Source organism: Streptomyces hiroshimensis, from assembly GCF_014650335.1.
Taxonomy (GTDB): domain Bacteria; phylum Actinomycetota; class Actinomycetes; order Streptomycetales; family Streptomycetaceae; genus Streptomyces; species Streptomyces hiroshimensis.
Genome location: NZ_BMUT01000002.1, coordinates 410,753 through 428,622, shown reverse-complemented (window position 1 = coordinate 428,622; position 17,870 = coordinate 410,753). Strand labels below are relative to the sequence as shown.

The window sequence follows — 17,870 nt, the reverse complement described above, 5'->3', positions numbered from 1 at the left end:
GCCCGCTGCGTAAGAGCCTGAGATGGGCTTGTCGAAGCTGTGACCAGCACGCGCGCCCCGGGAGCGGTCAATGACGCGAAAGCGCCCGTCCCCCGGAGGGAACGGGCGCTTTCGCAGGCGCTGAGGACGGCTGGGGACGAGTGTCCCCGGGGGTTACGGGGGTTACTTCTTGCCCTTCTCCCCGGCCTCGTCGCTGGACAGCACCGCGATGAAGGCCTCCTGGGGGACCTCCACGCTGCCGACCATCTTCATCCGCTTCTTGCCTTCCTTCTGCTTCTCCAGCAGCTTCCGCTTACGGGAGATGTCACCGCCGTAGCACTTGGCGAGGACGTCCTTGCGGATGGCGCGGACGGTCTCACGGGCGATGACGCGGGAGCCGATCGCGGCCTGGATCGGCACCTCGAAGTTCTGCCTCGGGATGAGCTCGCGCAGCTTGGCGACGAGGCGGACGCCGTACGCGTACGCCTTGTCCTTGTGGGTGATCGCGGAGAAGGCGTCGACCTTGTCGCCGTGCAGCAGGATGTCGACCTTGACCAGCTCGGCGGTCTGCTCGCCGGTGGGCTCGTAGTCCAGGGAGGCGTAGCCGCGGGTCTTGGACTTCAGCTGGTCGAAGAAGTCGAAGACGATCTCCGCGAGGGGAAGGGTGTAGCGCAGCTCGACCCGGTCCTCGGAGAGGTAGTCCATGCCCATCATGGTGCCGCGACGGGACTGGCAGAGCTCCATGATCGCGCCGACGAACTCGGTGGGCGCGAGGACGGTCGCCTTGACGACCGGCTCGTGCACCTCGGCGATCTTGCCCTCGGGGAACTCGCTCGGGTTGGTGACGACGTGCTCGGCGCCGTCCTCCATCCGCACGTTGTAGACCACGTTGGGAGCGGTGGCGATGAGGTCGAGGCCGAACTCGCGCTCCAGCCGCTCGCGGACCACGTCCAGGTGGAGCAGGCCGAGGAAGCCGACGCGGAAGCCGAAGCCGAGGGCGGCCGAGGTCTCCGGCTCGTAGACGAGGGCGGCGTCGTTGAGCTGCAGCTTGTCGAGGGCCTCGCGCAGCTCGGGGTAGTCCGAGCCGTCCAGCGGGTACAGGCCCGAGAAGACCATGGGCTTCGGGTCCTTGTAGCCGCCCAGGGCCTCGGTGGCGCCGTTCTGCTGGGAGGTGATCGTGTCACCGACCTTGGACTGCCGGACGTCCTTCACACCCGTGATGATGTAGCCCACCTCGCCGACGCCGAGGCCGTCGGCCGGGAGCATCTCGGGCGAGTTGGTGCCGATCTCCAGCAGCTCGTGGGTGGCGCCGGTCGACATCATCTTGATGCGCTCGCGCTTCTTGAGCTCGCCGTCGACGACACGGACGTAGGTGACCACGCCGCGGTAGGAGTCGTAGACCGAGTCGAAGATCATCGCGCGGGCGGGGGCGTCCTTGACGCCGACCGGGGCCGGGACCTCGCGGATGACGCGGTCGAGCAGCTCGGGCACGCCGACGCCGGTCTTGGCGGAGACCTTGAGGACGTCCTCGGGGTCGCAGCCGACGAGGTTCGCGAGCTCGGCGGCGAACTTCTCCGGCTGGGCGGCAGGCAGGTCGATCTTGTTGAGGACCGGGATGATCGTGAGGTCGTTCTCCATCGCCAGGTAGAGGTTGGCGAGAGTCTGGGCCTCGATGCCCTGCGCGGCGTCGACCAGGAGGATGCAGCCCTCGCACGCGGCGAGCGAGCGCGAGACCTCGTAGGTGAAGTCGACGTGACCAGGGGTGTCGATCATGTTGAGGATGTGGGTGTTGCCCTCATCGTCCGTGGGCGCCCACGGCAGACGGACCGCCTGGGACTTGATCGTGATGCCGCGCTCGCGCTCGATGTCCATCCGGTCGAGGTACTGCGCGCGCATCTGCCGCTGGTCGACCACGCCGGTCAGCTGAAGCATCCGGTCGGCGAGCGTCGACTTGCCGTGGTCGATGTGCGCGATGATGCAGAAGTTGCGGATCAGAGCCGGGTCGGTACGGCTCGGCTCGGGCACGTTGGTAGGGGTCGCGGGCACGCAGGATCCATTCGGTGACTTCGGCGCTTGAACGCCAGTCTCGGCGGGAGTCGGGTATACGACTCCCCCATCGTCCCATGACCGGCGGGCTCGGTCCGGTTTGGGCGGCCGGAGGGGCTACTGGTAGCCTGGTCCACTGTGCCTGTCGTGCCCTCTACACGGTGGTCACACCACGCAGTACTCGAAATCCAACGAACCTGAAAAGGCTCTTTCGTGGCGAACATCAAGTCCCAGATCAAGCGGAACAAGACCAACGAGAAGGCGCGCCTGCGTAACAAGGCCGTCAAGTCCGCGGTCAAGACCGCTGTCCGTGCGGCCCGCGAGGCCATCGTCGCCGGTGACGCCGCCAAGGCCACCGCCGCCGTTGCCCTGGCCGGCAAGAAGCTCGACAAGGCCGCCACCAAGGGTGTCCTGCACAAGAACGCCGCCGCCAACAAGAAGTCGGCGCTGGCCAAGCAGGTTGCCGCCCTCAAGGGCTGAAGCCTCTCCGGGGCGTGAGCCCCGGTCCTTCGCCGGCACCGGAACCAGCGGACCCTCTCTACCGCTCCGGTACGGCACCCCGCCGCGCTCGGTCGTTCGCCACGCGTGCGCGGCATGAGCCTCACGGCTCGATGAACGAACCCGGGGCCCCGGGTCACCCTTTCCCCAAGGGTGACCCGGGGCCTTTGGGTATTCTCGGCGCCTTTGGGCATGCTCAGCGTCTTTGGCGCATTCTCGGCCTGTTTGCGTGCCCCCCCCCGGCTGCAGCTGGGGGGCACGCAAGCAAGACAGGCAGCGGGTCAGCCGCGGCTACGGGCCGCCCTCGCAACGGCGACGACGGCCTTCTCCAAGGCGTACTCCGGATCATCGCCCCCGCCCTTGACGCCGGCGTCGGCCGCCGCGATGGCCAGCAGCGCCGCGGCCACCCCGTCCGCCGACCAGCCCCGCATCTGCTGCCGCACCCGGTCGATCTTCCACGGCGGCATGCCGAGATCCCTGGCCAGATCCCCGGGGCGTGCCCCGCGCGGGGCGGAGGCGAGCTTGCCGATGGCGCGGACGCCCTGGGCGAGCGCGCTCGTGATCAGGACGGGGGCGACGCCCGTGGACATCGACCAGCGCAGCGCCTCCAGCGCCTCGGCGGTCCGCCCCTCCACCGCGCGGTCGGCGACGGTGAAGCTGGAGGCCTCGGCGCGGCCCGTGTAATAGCGGCTGACGACGGCGGCGTCGATCGTGCCGTCGATGTCGGCGACGAGCTGCGCGCAGGCGCTGGCAAGCTCCCGCAGATCGCTGCCGATCGCATCCACCAGGCTCTGGCAGGCCTCGGGCGTCGCGGAACGGCCGGCCGCCCGGAACTCGCCCCGGACGAACGCCAGCCGGTCGGCAGGCTTGGTCATCTTGGGGCAGGCGACCTCCCGCGCCCCGGCCTTGCGCGCCGCGTCCAGCAGGCCCTTGCCCTTGGCGCCGCCCGCATGGAGCAGCACCAGGGTGATCTCCTCGGCGGGCGCGGAGAGATACCCCTTCACGTCCTTGATCGTGTCCGCGGAGAGGTCCTGGGCGTTGCGGACGATCACGACCTTGCGCTCGGCGAAGAGCGAGGGGCTGGTCAGCTCGGCGAGGGTGCCCGGCTGGAGCGCATCGGGGGTGAGGTCGCGGACGTCGGTGTCGGCGTCGGCGGCGCGGGCGGCCGCGACCACCTCCCGGACGGCGCGGTCCAGCAGGAGATCCTCCTGGCCCACGGCGAGCGTGAGGGGGGCGAGCAGATCGTCGGTTGCAGTCTTCCTGGCCATCGCGTCCAGCATCCCACGCGCTACTGACACCTCCCCCCGCACAGCCGCCCCGCCATATCGCACAATGTGCGAGTGAGCAGCCGTTATCTCTCCTCAGACACCGATTCCGTACGACACCTCCTGGTGCTTCCCGACCGTGACGCCGCCGAGGAGGCGGCCGAGGAGGCCGCCCAGCGCTTCACCCTGGACGACGACCCTCAGATAGTGCGCGAGGCCCTGGCCGGCGAGGACGACGCCGAGGACGCCCAGTGGCTGGTCGTCCTGGAGGACCCGGAAGGGGAACTCGACCTCGCCGCCCTGCGCGAGCTGGCCGAGGAGTACGACGGCTGGCTCGAAAGGGAGTGACTCACCCCTGCGCGGGGACGGGGCCGCGCGCCTGCGGGCCGCGCGCCTGCGGGCCGGGCGCCTGAGGACCGGAGGCTTGCGGGCCGGGTGCCTGGGGGCCGCGCGCCTGCGAGCCACTCGGCTGCAGGCCGCCCGCCGGCGGTATGCGCTCCAGCTCGATGCCGAAGTGCTCCCGGAAGGCGGGCAGGACCTCCTCCTCCGTCAGCGCCCGCACCTGACGGCCCGTCGGACCGGTGGTCACCAGAGTGCGCTCGCTGATGGTGACCCGGCCCTCGCCGGCAAGCATCGAACAGATCACCGCCTGCGTGAAGTGGGACTTGGGCGAGGTGCGGTGCCACCAGCAGCAGCCCTCGAAGTCCGCCAGCTCCCGGGGCCGGCGTTCGAGGCGGTACTGCAGCTCACCGTCCTTGAGGACATCGAGGTCCCCGTCCTCCGTCTCGGCTATCCGGAAGGTCCCGGCGGGGTCGGGCTGTTCCCCCCGCTCGTCGAACCGCAGGGGATAGTGGCTGTTCCTGCCGAAGCCGACGTCCACCAGCCACGGCTCCCCGGCCTCCACCCGCAGCGCGAGGTGGTCGAAGGGCGGGCCGAACGAGCCGTCGGGCCCCACCACCCGCCCGGCCAGCAGCGTGACCCGGTAGCCCAGGGCACTCAGCAGCGCGGCGAAGGCACCGTTGAGTTCGTAGCAGAATCCGCCGCGCCCGGCGGTCACCTTGGCCACCAGGGCGGCAGGGTCCAGCACGACCTCCTCGCCCAGGTGGACCGAGAGGTTCTCGAAGGGCACGGCGTGCAGGTGGCGGATGTGGAGCTCTCGCAGGGCGGCCGCCTCCGGCGCGGACGGGCGGGCGGCGCCGATACGGGCCAGGTAGGCATCGGCGTCCGCACTGCTGATGATCTTGTTCATGGGTCAGTTATCCCTCAGGTCGTGGGTGATGTCATCGGCCCGTGGTCTTAGGTTGTGGTCCTGGCGACCGCGGTGACCGTCGCCCCGCTGCCGGTCACCGCGACCGGCCCGTCGGTGTCCGTGCGCACGACGGCCGCGCCCTGCTCCCGGAGCGCGCCGAGGGTGCGCGGCGACGGGTGCCCGTACGGGTTTCCGGCACCGGCCGAGACGACGGCCAGGCGGGGGCGGAGCCTGCGTATCAGCTGCGGGTCCTGGTGCGCGGAGCCGTGGTGGGCGACCTTCAGGACGTCCACGGCGGGCAGTTCGGGGTGCGCCTCCGCGAGGGCATGCTGAGCGGGCGGTTCGAGGTCGCCCAGGAGCAGCGCGGTCAGGCCGCCGCTGCGGACCAGCAGGGTGACGCTGGCGTCGTTGGGGCCCTCCTCCGCCACCGCCGACGTGCCCGCGGGCGGCGGCCACAGCACCTCCCACTCCAGCTCCCCCAGGCGGCCGCGCTCCCCCGGCCGGGCCGTGGTCACGGGCACGTGCGCGCGCCCGGCCTCGCGGCGGACGAAGGCGGCCCGGCCCGGGGGTTCGGCGAGCGACGTCGTCTCGACGGCCCCGACCGCGCGCCCGCGCAGCACCCCGGGCAGGCCGTCGACATGGTCGGCGTGGAAGTGGCTGAGCAGCACGAGCGGCACGCGGTCGACGCCTAGGGCGCGCAGGCACCGGTCGACCGCGCGGGGCTCCGGCCCGGCGTCCACGACCACCGCGCTCCCCTCGCCCGCCGCGAGGACCAGCGCGTCTCCTTGCCCCACGTCGCACGCGGCCAGGCGCCAGCCGGGCGGCGGCCAGCCCGTCACCGCCCGGGTCAGGGGCGCCGGGCGGACGATCGCGACGAGCAGGAGCAGTGCACAGCCCGCGCAGGCCCAGGGGCTGCGCAGCAGCCCGCGGGCGGCGAGCACGGCCGCAGCCGTGACCGCGGCCAGCAGCAGGCCGCCGGCCCAGCCGCCCGGCCAGCCGAGCTCCGCACCGGGCAGGTCCGCGCCCGTGCGGGCCACCGTGGCGGCCCAGGACGCCGGCCAGGAGGCGAGCCGGGCCAGCCACTCGGCGACCGGCGGGGCCACGGGGGACACCGCCATCGCGGCGAAGCCGAGCACCGTGGCGGGCGCGACGGCCGCCTCGGCGAGGAGATTGCAGGGCACCGCCACCAGGCTCACCCGCTCCGCGAGCACGGCGATCACCGGCGCGCAGACGGCCTGCGCCGCCGCGGCGGCCGCCAGAGCCTCGGCCGGGCGCCGTGGCACCCCCCGGCGCTGCAGGGCGGCGCTCCAGCGCGGCGCGAGGGTCAGGAGGGCGCCGGTGGCCAGCACCGACAGCAGGAAGCCGGGGCTGCGGGCGAGCCAGGGGTCGTAGAGCACGAGCAGCAGGGCGGCAGCCGCGAGAGCGGGCAGCAGACTGCGTCGGCGGCCCGTGGCGAGGGCGAGCAGCAGCACCAGGCCGCACGCGGCCGCACGCAGCACGCTCGGCTCGGGGCGGCACACCACGACGAATCCCAGCACGAGCCCCGAGCCCAGCACCGCCGTGGCCCGCAGGGGCACCCCGAGCCGGGCCGCGAGCCCGCGGCGCTCGGCGCGCGCGGCCAGGTGCGGCGGGCCGACGAGCACCGCCAGCAGGATCGCGAGGTTGCTGCCGGAGACGGCCAGCAGGTGCGTCATCCCCGTCGCCCGGAAGGCGTCGTCGAGATCCTCCGGCACCCGGGAGGTATCCCCCACCACCAGCCCGGGAAGCAGCGCGCGTGCGTCCGGGGCCAACCCGTCCGTGGCGGCCCGCAGGCCCGCGCGGAAGCGAGCCGCCACGCGCTGGACCGTACTGGGGCCGCCGACGACGGCGGGCGGCTCCCGGCCGCCGATCCGCAGGACCGCGGCGGGCGGAGGCCCGGAACCTCCCGCCCGGAACGGCAGGGCCAGACGCCCCTCGGCCCGGACCCGGGTCGAGGGCAGCAGCCCGGCCCACGAGGGCGGCGCGATCAGCAACACGGGCGTCCGGACGACGCTGGTGACGCCCCCGGCGGCGACCTTGGCGGCCTCGGCCCCGATCACGACGCCGGGCGCCGCATGGACGGCTCCCCGCGCGTGGGGACGCGTGGCCCTGGGGTCGGCCGTGACCGTGGCCTCGACGGTGACACCGGCCTGCCTGCGGGCCAGCTCGGGCAGCGGCCCCCGGCGGGCCTCGGTACCCCGCAGGGCACCCACCGCGGCACCGGCGGCGGCACACAGCAGGACGGCAGCGAGGGCGACGACGATCCCGCGCCACGGCCCTCGTGCGGCGGCCGGGGAGCCGTCTCGCGGGCCCGGCGGGCCGGCCGGGGCACCGCCTTGCGGGGCTCGCGGCTCTGGCGGATCTGACGCGGCGCCGCCCTGCGGGCCGGGTAAGCCGACCACGCCACCGCTCGAGCCCCGCGAGCCGGTCGCGGCGCCACCCTGCGAACCTCGCGAGCCGCTCGTGCCGCCGTCCAGCTGACACGGCGAGCCCGCCGCAGCACCGCCCCGCAGGCCCCGCAAGCCCGTCGCGCCTCCGTCTCCCCCGCCGACCATGAGCGCGCCGGCCATCAGCGCACCCGCCGCCAGCGCCCCCGTCCCCGCCGCCACGGCCACCGCCCACCCCGTCGCCGTCAGGGCCGCGGCCGCAGCCGCCCACGCCGCGAGCGCGGGTGCAACCAGCCGCAGGTCCGGCGGGCCCTCGCGGCGGGGACCCGGCAGGGTCTCGGGCGGCCCGGTGGCGGTGGCGGTCGTCATGGCTGCACCAGGGGGCGGAGGTCGGTGAAGCGACGGCTGCCGATGCCGTTCACCCGGCGGAGCTCCTCGACGGAGCGGAAGCCGCCGTGCTGCGTGCGGTAGTCGAGGATGTGCCGGGCCAGGACGGGCCCGACGCCCGGCAGGGCGTCCAGCTGCTCGGCCGTCGCGGAGTTCAGGCTCAGCGGCCCGCCCGGCGGCGCCGGAGGGCCTCCCGCAGCCGCCGAAGCCCCGGAGGCCCCGGAGGCCGCCGCGGATCCGGGGCCGCCCGGAGCGCCCGTGGCCCCCGGAGCGCCCACCACGATCTGCTCGCCGTCCACGAGGACGCGCGCCCGGTTGATGCCCGTCGTATCCGCTCCCGGGCGGGCTCCCCCGGCCGCGGCCAGCGCATCGGCCACCCGCGAACCGGGCGGCAGCCGCAGCACGCCGGGCCGGCGGACCTTGCCCGCCACGTCCACCACCACCGCCCCGCCCGTCGTACGGGCCGCGGAGGGCACGGCGGGCGCGGGCGAGGACGGGAAGGCACCGGCCGCCGCAGCCGGTGCCTCCCGCGCGGGCACCCGCACGGTCTGCGGGCGCCCGGCCACGAAGTGGTACGCGGCGAACGCGCACGCAGCGACCAGCACGACCGCCAGCGCCGCGAGCGCCCTCGGCTCGATACCGCACCGCAGCTGCACCCACAGCGGCAGCCGCTCCCGCAGCGCCAGCCGCCAACCCGCCCCTCTCCGGGGGTGGTTGACAGTGCCGGAATCCTCCGGAACCGAGGCGGACCCCATCGACCGCCCCGGGAACAGCTCCCCCGCCCGCTCACGCAGCGAAGGGCCGCCGGGCTCAACTGCCGTGGCTTGCGGGCGATCCGTCATGCGCAAGACCGTAGGGCGATCGACGCGATCCCGCTCGGACGGCCCGATTCCCGTGGAAAACCCGGTAGTTGTGGATAACCCCGTCACCCCATCAGGGGAATGGCGGGCACGGGCCCCTCTCCCTACTTCGCTGCCACCACCACGCCCAGCAGCCCCGGACCCGTGTGCGCCCCGATGACCGCCCCCACCTCGCTGACGTGCAGCTCCTCCAGCGCCGGCAGCCGCTCCCGCAGCCGGTCGGCCAGCAGAGTCGCACGGTCGGGAGCGGCCAGATGGTGGACGGCGATGTCGACGGGAGCCGCCCCCGCGCGCTCGACCGCGATCTCCTCCAGCCGGGCGATCGCCTTGGACGCCGTACGCACCTTCTCGCGCAGCACGATCCGGCCGCCCTCCAGCTGCAGCAGCGGTTTGACGGCGAGCGCCGAGCCCAGCAGGGCCTGGGCCGCGCCGATGCGGCCGCCCCGCCGGAGGTAGTCGAGGGTGTCGACGTAGAAGAAGGCGGCCGTGCCCTGGGCCCGCTTCTCGGCGGCGGCGACGACCTCGTCGAGGGTGCCGCCGGCGTCCGCCGTCTCGGCCGCGGTCAGCGCGCAGAAACCGAGGGCCATGGCGACCATGCCGGTGTCCACGACCCGCACCGGCACCTGCGCATCGCGCGCCGCAAGCACCGCGGCGTCGTACGTGCCGGAGAACTCGGCCGACAGGTGCAGCGAGACGATGCCCTGCGCACCCGCCTCGGCCGCCGCGCGGTAGGCGGCCGCGAAGACCTCGGGGCCGGGCCGGGAAGTGGTCACCGACCTGCGCTTCTGCAGCGCCTGGGCCACACAGCGGGCCGAGATCTCGGTGCCCTCTTCGAGCGCCTCGTCACCCAGCACGACGGTCAGCGGTACGGCGGTGATGCTGTGCCGCTCCATCGCCCGCTGCGGCAGATAGGCCGTTGAATCAGTAATGACAGCGACATGGCGGGACATGTTCCGGAGATTACCCGCAGGGGCGCTCCGACGGCAGTACGGGCCCCGTACAGGTGATCATCCCGCGGGACCGCCGGACAACGGAAGCCCGCATGGGGTACACCCCACATGAGGTACACCCCGCATGGGGTACACGCAGAGGTCAGGTGGTGCTCTCCGGGCGGCTCGTCTTCTGCCAGGAATAGCCCGGCTGCCGCCATCCGTCCCGCTCCCGCCCGGTGATCGCACGGGGCTCGGGCTGCTCCCCGGCCGGTGCACCGGCGCCCGGAGCTCCGGCCGGCTCCCCGGCCGCCGCGCCTGCCATACCCGCCGAACCCGCCGAACCCGCCGCCGCTCCGCCCACCGGCTCGTCGCTCCAGTGCCGCAGCGCCCCCGCCTCCATGCGGATCTGGCCGCTCAGCGTCTCCAGGTCGTCCTCGGCGAAGCGCCGGGCGCGGTCCTGGGCGGCGAAGCGCAGCGAATCCGCCGAGTCCTTGACGCGGGCCGTGCGCTCGCGGAGCTCGGGCAGGCAGGCCGCGACGCGGGCCTTGTCCGGCTCGCTCTCCAGGCGCTTGAGGTCCTCGTCCAGCTCGTGGCCGTGGGCGCTGAGCCGCTGGAAGAGGGCCAGGGCCTCGGAGAGCGAGGGGTCGTCGGGTGCGGCGGTCTGCAGGGCGTCCTGCGTGGCGCGCATCGACGTGCGCAGCGACAGGCGCAGCTGGGCGACCTCCCCGGCGGCTCCCGGCTGGGCGAGCTGTCTGGCCTTCAGGCGGGTGTCCTCGACCGTGCGGCGCGCCTGGTGGACCGTGCGGTCCACTCCGCGCTTGACCGCCCGGACCGTCCTGACCGTGGCGATCACCCCGAGTGCGACGAGGACCGCGAAGATCAGTACGACGATCACGGCCACGGCTTCCATGACGCTCCTCGGGACGGTGTGGGGACGGCGTCCGCCGCCTCCCCTCCACCGTAAACGGCACGGGCAGGCCGGGGGTTCCAAACGAACCCCCAACCTGCCCGTAGGGAAGAACCCTCAGGGAGAACCCTCAGGAAGGGCCCTCAGGGAGACCCCTCGGAAGAACCCGTGTTACGCCGGGACGATGTTCACCAGCTTCGGCGCCCGCACGATGACCTTGCGGATGCCCGCGCCGCCCAGCGCCGCGACGACCGCCTCGTCACCCAGCGCCGCCTTCTCCAGCTCCTCGTCGGAGATCGACGGGGAGACCTCGAGCCGCGCCTTGACCTTGCCCTTGATCTGGACGACGCAGGTCACGGTCTCGTCGACCAGGTAGGCCGGGTCGGCGACGGGGAAGTCCTGGTGGACGACCGAGGCGTCGTGGCCGAGCTTGTGCCACAGCTCCTCGGCGATGTGCGGGGCCAGCGGGGCGATCAGCAGCACCATGGCCTCGGCGACGGACCGCGGGACCTCGCTCAGCTTGGTCACGTGGTTGTTCAGCTCGGTGATCTTGGCGATGGCGGTGTTGAAGCGCAGGTTCGCCAGGTCCTGGCCGACGCCGTCGACGGCCTTGTGCAGGGCGCGCAGCGTCGCCTCGTCGGCCTCGCCGTCCACGACGGTGACCTCGCCGGTGGCCTCGTCGATCACGTTGCGCCACAGGCGCTGCAGCAGCCGGTACTGGCCGATGACGGCGCGGGTGTCCCAGGGGCGGGAGACGTCCAGCGGGCCCATCGCCATCTCGTACAGGCGCAGGGTGTCGGCGCCGTACTCGGCGCAGATCTCGTCCGGCGTGACGGCGTTCTTCAGGGACTTGCCCATCTTGCCGAGCAGCCGGCTGACCTTCTCGCCCTGGAAGTAGTACGCGCCGCCGCGCTCCTCCACGTCGACGGCGGGGACGGGCATGCCGCGCGAGTCGCGGTAGACGTACGCCTGGATCATGCCCTGGTTGTAGAGCTTGTGGAACGGCTCGGCCGAGGAGATGTGGCCCAGGTCGAAGAGGATCTTGGACCAGAAGCGGGCGTACAGCAGGTGCAGCACGGCGTGCTCGGCACCGCCGACGTACAGGTCGACGCCGCCGTGCGGCTGGCCCTCGCGCGGGCCCATCCAGTACTGCTCGGCCTCGGCGGAGACCAGCTTCTCGTCGTTGTGCGGGTCGAGGTAGCGCAGCTCGTACCAGCAGGAGCCCGCCCAGTTGGGCATGGTGTTGGTCTCGCGGCGGTAGCGCTTGGGGCCGTCACCGAGGTCGAGGGTGACGTTGACCCACTCCTCGTTGCGGGAGAGCGGGGTCTCGGGCTCGGTGTCGGCGTCGTCGGGCTCGAAGGTGCGCGGCGAGTAGTCCTCGACCTCGGGCAGCTCCAGCGGCAGCATCGACTCGGGCAGCGAGTGGGCGACGCCCTGCTCGTCGTAGACGATCGGGAAAGGCTCGCCCCAGTAGCGCTGACGGCTGAAGAGCCAGTCGCGCAGGCGGTAGTTGACGGTGGCCTCGCCGATGCCCTGCTCCGTCAGCCACTCGGCCATGCGGGTCTTCGCCTCGGAGACGACCAGGCCGTCCAGGGAGACGCCCTCGCCGGCCGAGTTGATGATCTCGGCGTCGTAGGAGTCGAAGGACTCCGCCCAGGCGGACGGGTCGGTGCCGCGGTCGTCGGCCGGCTGCACGACGCAGTGCATCGGCAGGTCGAAGGCGCGCGCGAAGGCGAAGTCGCGGCTGTCGTGGGCGGGGACGGCCATGATCGCGCCGGTGCCGTAGCCCATCAGGACGTAGTCGGCGGTGAAGACGGGCAGCTTCTCGCCGTTGGCGGGGTTGACCGCGTAGACGCCGGTGAAGACGCCGGTCTTCTCCTTGGCGTCGGCCTGCCGCTCGACGTCGGACTTGGCGGCGGCCTCCTTGCGGTAGGCGGCGACGGCCTCGGCCGGGGTGGCGTGCCCGCCGGTCCAGTCCTCGTGCGTGCCCTCGGGCCAGGCGGCCGGGACGACGGAGCGGTGGGCCTCGTCCTCGGTGACCAGCTGGTGCTCGGGGGCGACGACCAGGTACGTGGCGCCGAAGAGGGTGTCCTGGCGGGTGGTGAAGACGGTGACCTTCGCGTCCGGGTGGCCGTCGACGGCGAAGTCGACGCGGGCGCCGACGCTGCGGCCGATCCAGTTGCGCTGCTGCAGCTTGATGGCCTCGGGCCAGTCCAGGGCGTCCAGGTCCTCCAGCAGGCGGTCCGCGTAGGCGGTGATCCGCATGTTCCACTGGCGCAGCTTGGACTTGAAGACGGGGAAGTTGCCGCGCTCGGAGCGGCCGTCGGCGGTGACCTCCTCGTTGGCCAGCACGGTGCCCAGGCCGGGGCACCAGTTGACCGGCGCGTCGGAGGCGTAGGCCAGGCGGTAGCCGCCCAGGACGTCCTCGCGCTCGGCGGCGCTCAGCTCGCTCCACGCGCGCGTGCCGCCCGGCACCTCACGCTGCCCGCTCTCGAACTGCGCGACCAGCTCGCCGATCGGGCGGGCCTTCTTCGCCTCCTCGTCGTACCAGGAGTTGAAGATCTGCAGGAAGATCCACTGGGTCCACTTGTAGTAGGCCGGGTCGATCGTCTCGAAGGAGCGGCGCTTGTCGTGGCCCAGGCCCAGACGGCGCAGCTGCGCCTTCATGTTCTCGATGTTGGCCTCGGTGGAGACCCGCGGGTGCGTGCCGGTCTGCACGGCGTACTGCTCGGCGGGCAGGCCGAAGGCGTCGAAGCCGAGGGTGTGCAGGACGTTGTGGCCGGTCATGCGGTGGTGGCGCGCGTAGACGTCGGTGGCGATGTAGCCGAGCGGGTGGCCGACGTGCAGGCCCGCACCCGAGGGGTACGGGAACATGTCCATGATGAACTTCTTGGGGCGGGCCACGACCGCGGCGTCGCCCGCGAGGTCGCCGCTCGGGTTGGGCGCCTCGTACGTGCCCTCGGCGTCCCAGGCGTCCTGCCAGCGTGCCTCGATGTCGGCGGCCAGCGCGGCCGTGTAGCGGTGCGGGGCAGCCACCTCGGCGGCGGTATTGGTCTCGCTCATCGTCCTCTAAGCTCCATCGATCGTCGTCGTCTCTACCTGCGGCACCTGCGGAAATGAAAAATCCCCTCGCACAGGAGGGGACGCCGCGCCGATGCCGACCGTGGTCACCGGTCGGTACTGATCAGCGCGGCCCGCTAAGCAGAAGGCGTACGGCACGCATGGATTCAGATTACCGCAGGGGCCACAGGGCCCGCACCGTCGGTGCGGGCCCTGTGGCCCCGGGTGAGCGCCGTGCCGGCGGGCCTTGTCCGGCGGGTGCGGGCCGTACGTGGCCGGTCGCGCCCACGCGGCGGAGCCGCATATAGAAACCGCCCCGCGCCCCTTACGGGGCGCGATTCGGCCTGCTCAGCGCCGGTGACCCGGGACGTACGACGTCACGTACGAGTCGCCCGGCGAGCCGACGCCCGTGACGTCGTCATAGCCGACGACGGCCGAGAGCGAGCTGTCGCCGCCGAGGCTGCGCAGCGAGGTGACCAGGCCGTCCTTGGCGTCCACGCTGTTCTTGTAGTCGACGCGGACGACGCCGATGCCCCGGCCCTTGCCGAGCGGGTGGTCGGTGACGTCGTGGTAGGCCGCGGTGCCGTAGCGGTCGTAGATCGCGGGGTTGGCGAAGCCGATCGGCACGCCGTGGCGGGCCTGCTGGGCGAGCGCCTGGACGCCGGCGATCACGGGTGCGGCGAGCGAGGTGCCGCCGATGCGGTACTCGTCGTACTTCACCGAGCCGTCGGGGAAGGTCTGGGTCTGGCCGACGAGGAAGCCCGTGCTGGAGTCGGCGACGGCCGCGATGTCGGGGCCGACGCGCATGGGGGTGCTGCCGTTCGCCTTGGCGAGGGCGTCGGGGACGACGCCGCGCTGGTAGAAGGGCTGCTGGTGGATCTTGCTGGTGCCGCCGCCGGCGCCGCCGGTGAAGGCGGAGCCCTCCCAGCTCAGGCCGTCCTTGGAGAGCTCGGCCTTGTGGGTGCCCCAGCCGGTCTCCCACATGTACTTGTCGCCCTTGCCGACGGCGAGCGAGGTGCCGCCGACGGAGGTGACCCACGGCGAGTTGGCGGGGGTGTCGACCTGCTTGGTGCCGTGCTTGGTGACGTTGTCGCCGTCGTCGCCGGAGGAGAAGTAGAAGCCGATGCCCTCGACGGCGCCGGTCTGGAAGACCTGGTCGTAGGCGGCGGCCACGTCCGGGGTCTCGTTGCTCTCGACGTCGCCCCAGGAGTTGGAGACGATGTCCGCGAGCCGCCCGTCGACGATCTTGTGCAGGGCGTCGATCAGGTCGTCGTCCTGGCAGGAGCGGCCTGCGACGTAGACGATGCCGGCGTCGGGGGCGACGGCGTGGGCGGCCTCGATGTCGAGGGTCTCCTCGCCGTACCAGCCGGCGGCGTCGCACTCCTTCTCGCCGGTGTGCGTCCAGTCGCCCGGCAGCACCTGGGAGTACTGGCCCTTGCTCCAGCCCTTGTCGCCGTTGCGCTTGGCGTACTGCTGGACGTCCTGGGCGATGGTCGGCGAGGCGTACGCGTCGGTGATGGCGATCGTGACGCCCTTGCCGGTGAAGTTCTTCGCCCCGTACGCGGCGCGCAGCTGCTTGCCCGTGTAGCCCTTGATCGCGTACGGCGCGTGCGAGCCGTACGCGGACGGCAGGGTCGTGTTCACGTTCGAGCCGTAGTACGTGGAGAACGGGCCGGCGTTGCGGAAGGCCGTCGACGGGCCGGGGAGGGTCTCGCGGTGCTTGGCCAGGCGCGGGGCGTCGTTCAGGCCCACGACGGTCAGGACGGCGCCGTCGAGGGAGGCGGGGACGGAGGCGGCGGCGGAGGGCGCGTGGTAGGTGTGCCCGTCCTTGGCGTAGCGGTGCAGCTCGGTGCCGAAGGCCTTCTTCGCCGCGGCGGCGTCGCCGGTGACGGAGACGTAGTGGTCGTTGGTGCCGGTCACCTTCAGGCCGGAGGACGTCAGCCAGCCGGTGACCCCGGCTATCTGGTCCTTCGTCGCGCCGAACCGTTCCTTCGCCTGACGCGCCGTCAAGTACTTGCCGTAGGACTGCGACGCCGGGTCGGAGACGGCCCGGGCGTAGGCGGCGAGGCCCTTGGCGTCCCGGCCGGCCAGGTAGACGCGGGCGGTGACGTTCTCCGACGGGGCGGCGGTGCCGCGGTCGGCCGAGGGCGTCGCCCACAGCGGCTTGGTGCCCGCCAGCGTCTGCCGGTCGTGCGGTCCGGGCCCCTGCGGGGCCTGGGCCGCCAGGGCGGCGGGCGTGCCGAGCGCGAGCGCCCCGGCGGCCAGCGGCAGCGCAGCCGCCAAGGCCATTCCGGCACGCACGCGGGTGCGGCTTGATCTCATGGAACCCCCTGCGAAACGAGTGGTCGCGAACAGAGGGCGCGCCGCCCGCACACGAGTGCCGGCATGGGCACGCCCATAGCGCGTCACTCTTTCGGCGAACGGCTCATCCATGGGACATGGCTGCGCCAAGAAGAGCCCAAGAAGAGATCAAGGAAGCGCCACGAAAGCCCCGGGAGCCGGCAGAACGGCCGAAGTGGCGCTGAACGAACCGACGTTAGCAGTGGTGAGGCCCCTCGTACCGAGGTTGTGCGAAGCGGACCGCACGCCGCCGGTGAGCTCCCTACGGTGCCGTGCCATGGACCTCCTCGACTTCCTCGACCGCACCGGTGGCGCCCTCGGCCCGGCCCCGCTCACCGCGACGGCGGCCCGGGGGCGCATAGGGGCGGACCGGCTGCCGCCGGGCGCACCGGGCGGGGCCCGGTGAGCGCCGCGCTCCCGGAGCAGCCGGCGGTCCTCTCCCTGGGGCCGCCGCGCCTGCTGGCCGGGCTGGACAGGGCGGCCCGGCTGGACCGCAGCGCGCACCTGTCGGTGCACGGCTCGCTGCCCCAGCACACCGAGGCGCAGCTGACGGCGCTGGCGGAGGCGGTCGCGCTGCGCGGCCGCGGCGGCGCGGGCTTCCCGTTCGCGCAGAAGCTGCGGGCGGTGGGGCGGACGGCGCAGCGGCGCGGCACGCGCCCCTCGGTGGTGGTCAACGGCTGCGAGGGCGATCCGGCCTGCCGCAAGGACACCGTGCTGCTCGCGCGGGCGCCGCACCTGGTGCTGGACGGGGCGCTGCTGGCCGCGGCCGCGCTCGGCGCCGGCTCGGTGGTGGTCGGGGTGACCCGGGCGGCGGCCGAGGCCTCGGTGCGGGAGGCGCTGGCCGAGCGGGGCCTCACCGACCGGCACGGGCGGCCCGCGCGCGGCCGGTCCGTGCGCGCCCGGGTGGTGCGCCTGCCCGAGCGGCTGGTCTCGGGCGAGTCCTCGGCGCTGCTGCGGGCCGCCGACGGCGGGCTGCCGCTGCCGCCCGGCCGGCACGGCAGGGCCTCGCAGGAGGGCCTGGGCGGGGCGCCGACGCTGCTGTCCAACGCCGAGACCTACGCCCAACTCGCCCTCGCCGCCCGCCTGGGAGCCGAGGGCCATGCGGCCGTCGGCACCGCGGGCGAACCCGGCACGCTGCTGCTGACCGTCTCGGGCGCGGTGCCGGAGCCGCAGGTCGTGGAGGTGCCGTGCGGGGTGCCGCTCGCCTCCGTCCTGAGGGCGTGCGGCGCCGCACCGGCCCCGCAGGCGGTGCTGACCGGCGGCTATCACGGCGCCTGGCTGGACGCGGCGACGGCTGCCGGGGCCCCGGTGTCGTACGAGGGCCTGGCCGCCCGCGGCGGGGCGCTGGGGGCGGGCGCCGTGCTGCCGCTGCCCCCGGGCACCTGCCCGCTGGGCGAGACCGTACGGGTCGCGCACTGGCTGGCCGCCGAGTCGGCCGGGCAGTGCGGGCCGTGCAGGCTCGGGCTGCCCACGCTCGCCGGGGCACTGGCGGACGTCGCGGCCGGCGGCGGGCGGAGTGCGCTGGAGACCGTACGGGAGGCCGCCGGGGCCGTTCGGGGGCGGGGAGCGTGCGGGCATCCGGACGGTGCCGCGCGGTTCGTCCTGAGCGCGCTGTCGGCCTTCACGGACGACCTCGCGGCGCACGTCCTGGGCGGCGGCTGCGGGCGCCCGACGGCCGGGGTGCTGCCGCTGCCCCCGCCCGGCGGTACGGACGCCGCCACGGGCGCCCCGCGGCGCGTGGAGCGGCTGGCGGTGGACTGGACGCTGTGCAAGGGACACGGGCTGTGCGCGGACCTGCTGCCGCAGCTGGTGCGCACCGGGCCGGACGGCTATCCCGCGCTCGCGGACGCCGGGGTGCCGGACCATCTGCGGGGCCGGGCGCAGCGGGCCGTGCGCCGCTGCCCCGCGCTGGCCCTGCGGCTGGACAAGGAGCGCTAGCGAC

13 protein-coding genes are annotated in these 17,870 nt (G+C 73.6%); 4 read left to right on the top strand and 9 right to left on the bottom strand.

The window, feature by feature from the left end; translation table 11 throughout:
- Positions 1–162 precede the first annotated feature (162 nt).
- A complete protein-coding gene (gene lepA / locus IE241_RS07210; RefSeq protein WP_190020770.1) occupies positions 163–2,025 on the bottom strand; it encodes a translation elongation factor 4 in 1,863 nt (620 codons plus the stop codon).
- Between the two features lie 213 nt (positions 2,026–2,238).
- Here lepA and rpsT point away from each other — a divergent pair, with 213 nt between their 5' ends.
- A complete protein-coding gene (rpsT, locus tag IE241_RS07205) occupies positions 2,239–2,505 on the top strand; it encodes a 30S ribosomal protein S20 (protein ID WP_168097138.1) in 267 nt (88 codons plus the stop codon).
- Between the two features lie 299 nt (positions 2,506–2,804).
- On the opposite strand, the gene holA is transcribed toward rpsT, so the two are convergent.
- Positions 2,805–3,791, bottom strand: a complete 987-nt coding sequence (holA, locus tag IE241_RS07200) for a DNA polymerase III subunit delta (protein WP_190020769.1) — start codon at positions 3,789–3,791, stop codon at positions 2,805–2,807.
- Between the two features lie 72 nt (positions 3,792–3,863).
- Between holA and IE241_RS07195 the strand changes: the two genes are divergently transcribed.
- Complete coding sequence (locus tag IE241_RS07195; RefSeq protein WP_079110497.1) at positions 3,864–4,136, top strand: hypothetical protein; 273 nt, start codon at positions 3,864–3,866, stop codon at positions 4,134–4,136.
- Between the two features lies 1 nt (position 4,137).
- On the opposite strand, the gene IE241_RS07190 is transcribed toward IE241_RS07195, so the two are convergent.
- From IE241_RS07190 to IE241_RS07160, 7 genes are all read right to left on the bottom strand, one after another.
- Positions 4,138–5,037, bottom strand: a complete 900-nt coding sequence (locus IE241_RS07190) for an arylamine N-acetyltransferase family protein (protein ID WP_190020768.1) — start codon at positions 5,035–5,037, stop codon at positions 4,138–4,140.
- 47 nt (positions 5,038–5,084) lie between these two features.
- The gene (locus IE241_RS07185) at positions 5,085–7,811 is read right to left on the bottom strand and encodes a ComEC/Rec2 family competence protein (protein ID WP_190020767.1); all 2,727 of its coding nucleotides are present in this window, start codon (positions 7,809–7,811) and stop codon (positions 5,085–5,087) included.
- Positions 7,808–8,671 (bottom strand): ComEA family DNA-binding protein, encoded by an 864-nt coding sequence (locus IE241_RS07180; RefSeq protein WP_190020766.1) that lies wholly within the window; start codon positions 8,669–8,671, stop codon positions 7,808–7,810. The genes IE241_RS07185 and IE241_RS07180 overlap by 4 nt, the downstream gene beginning before the upstream one ends.
- Positions 8,672–8,793: 122 nt before the next feature.
- The gene (locus IE241_RS07175; protein ID WP_190020765.1) at positions 8,794–9,639 is read right to left on the bottom strand and encodes a DegV family protein; all 846 of its coding nucleotides are present in this window, start codon (positions 9,637–9,639) and stop codon (positions 8,794–8,796) included.
- A 142-nt stretch (positions 9,640–9,781) separates the two neighbouring features.
- On the bottom strand, positions 9,782–10,531 hold the full coding sequence (locus IE241_RS07170) for a hypothetical protein (RefSeq protein ID WP_190020764.1): 750 nt from the start codon (positions 10,529–10,531) through the stop codon (positions 9,782–9,784).
- A gap of 168 nt (positions 10,532–10,699) precedes the next feature.
- The gene (locus tag IE241_RS07165; RefSeq protein ID WP_190020763.1) at positions 10,700–13,591 is read right to left on the bottom strand and encodes a leucine--tRNA ligase; all 2,892 of its coding nucleotides are present in this window, start codon (positions 13,589–13,591) and stop codon (positions 10,700–10,702) included.
- A 345-nt stretch (positions 13,592–13,936) separates the two neighbouring features.
- Positions 13,937–15,910 carry a S53 family peptidase gene (locus IE241_RS07160; protein ID WP_190020762.1) on the bottom strand — a complete coding sequence of 658 codons (1,974 nt, stop codon included), beginning with the start codon at positions 15,908–15,910 and terminating at the stop codon, positions 13,937–13,939.
- 295 nt (positions 15,911–16,205) lie between these two features.
- Between IE241_RS07160 and IE241_RS34595 the strand changes: the two genes are divergently transcribed.
- Positions 16,206–16,334: a hypothetical protein gene (locus IE241_RS34595; RefSeq protein WP_268254357.1), complete on the top strand. Its 129-nt coding sequence runs from the start codon at positions 16,206–16,208 to the stop codon at positions 16,332–16,334.
- Positions 16,331–17,866 (top strand): NADH-quinone oxidoreductase subunit NuoF family protein, encoded by a 1,536-nt coding sequence (locus IE241_RS07155; RefSeq protein ID WP_190020761.1) that lies wholly within the window; start codon positions 16,331–16,333, stop codon positions 17,864–17,866. The genes IE241_RS34595 and IE241_RS07155 overlap by 4 nt, the downstream gene beginning before the upstream one ends.
- The last annotated feature ends 4 nt before the right edge of the window (positions 17,867–17,870 follow it).

Coding starts and splice junctions, on each gene's coding strand:
- holA (WP_190020769.1), bottom strand. CDS start 3,791: ATGGCCAGGAAGACTGCAACCGACGATCTGCTCGCCCCCCTCACGCTC.
- IE241_RS07190 (WP_190020768.1), bottom strand. CDS start 5,037: ATGAACAAGATCATCAGCAGTGCGGACGCCGATGCCTACCTGGCCCGT.
- IE241_RS07185 (WP_190020767.1), bottom strand. CDS start 7,811: ATGACGACCGCCACCGCCACCGGGCCGCCCGAGACCCTGCCGGGTCCC.
- IE241_RS07180 (WP_190020766.1), bottom strand. CDS start 8,671: ATGACGGATCGCCCGCAAGCCACGGCAGTTGAGCCCGGCGGCCCTTCG.
- IE241_RS07175 (WP_190020765.1), bottom strand. CDS start 9,639: ATGTCCCGCCATGTCGCTGTCATTACTGATTCAACGGCCTATCTGCCG.
- IE241_RS07170 (WP_190020764.1), bottom strand. CDS start 10,531: ATGGAAGCCGTGGCCGTGATCGTCGTACTGATCTTCGCGGTCCTCGTC.
- IE241_RS07165 (WP_190020763.1), bottom strand. CDS start 13,591: ATGAGCGAGACCAATACCGCCGCCGAGGTGGCTGCCCCGCACCGCTAC.
- IE241_RS07160 (WP_190020762.1), bottom strand. CDS start 15,910: ATGAGATCAAGCCGCACCCGCGTGCGTGCCGGAATGGCCTTGGCGGCT.
- IE241_RS34595 (WP_268254357.1), top strand. CDS start 16,206: ATGGACCTCCTCGACTTCCTCGACCGCACCGGTGGCGCCCTCGGCCCG.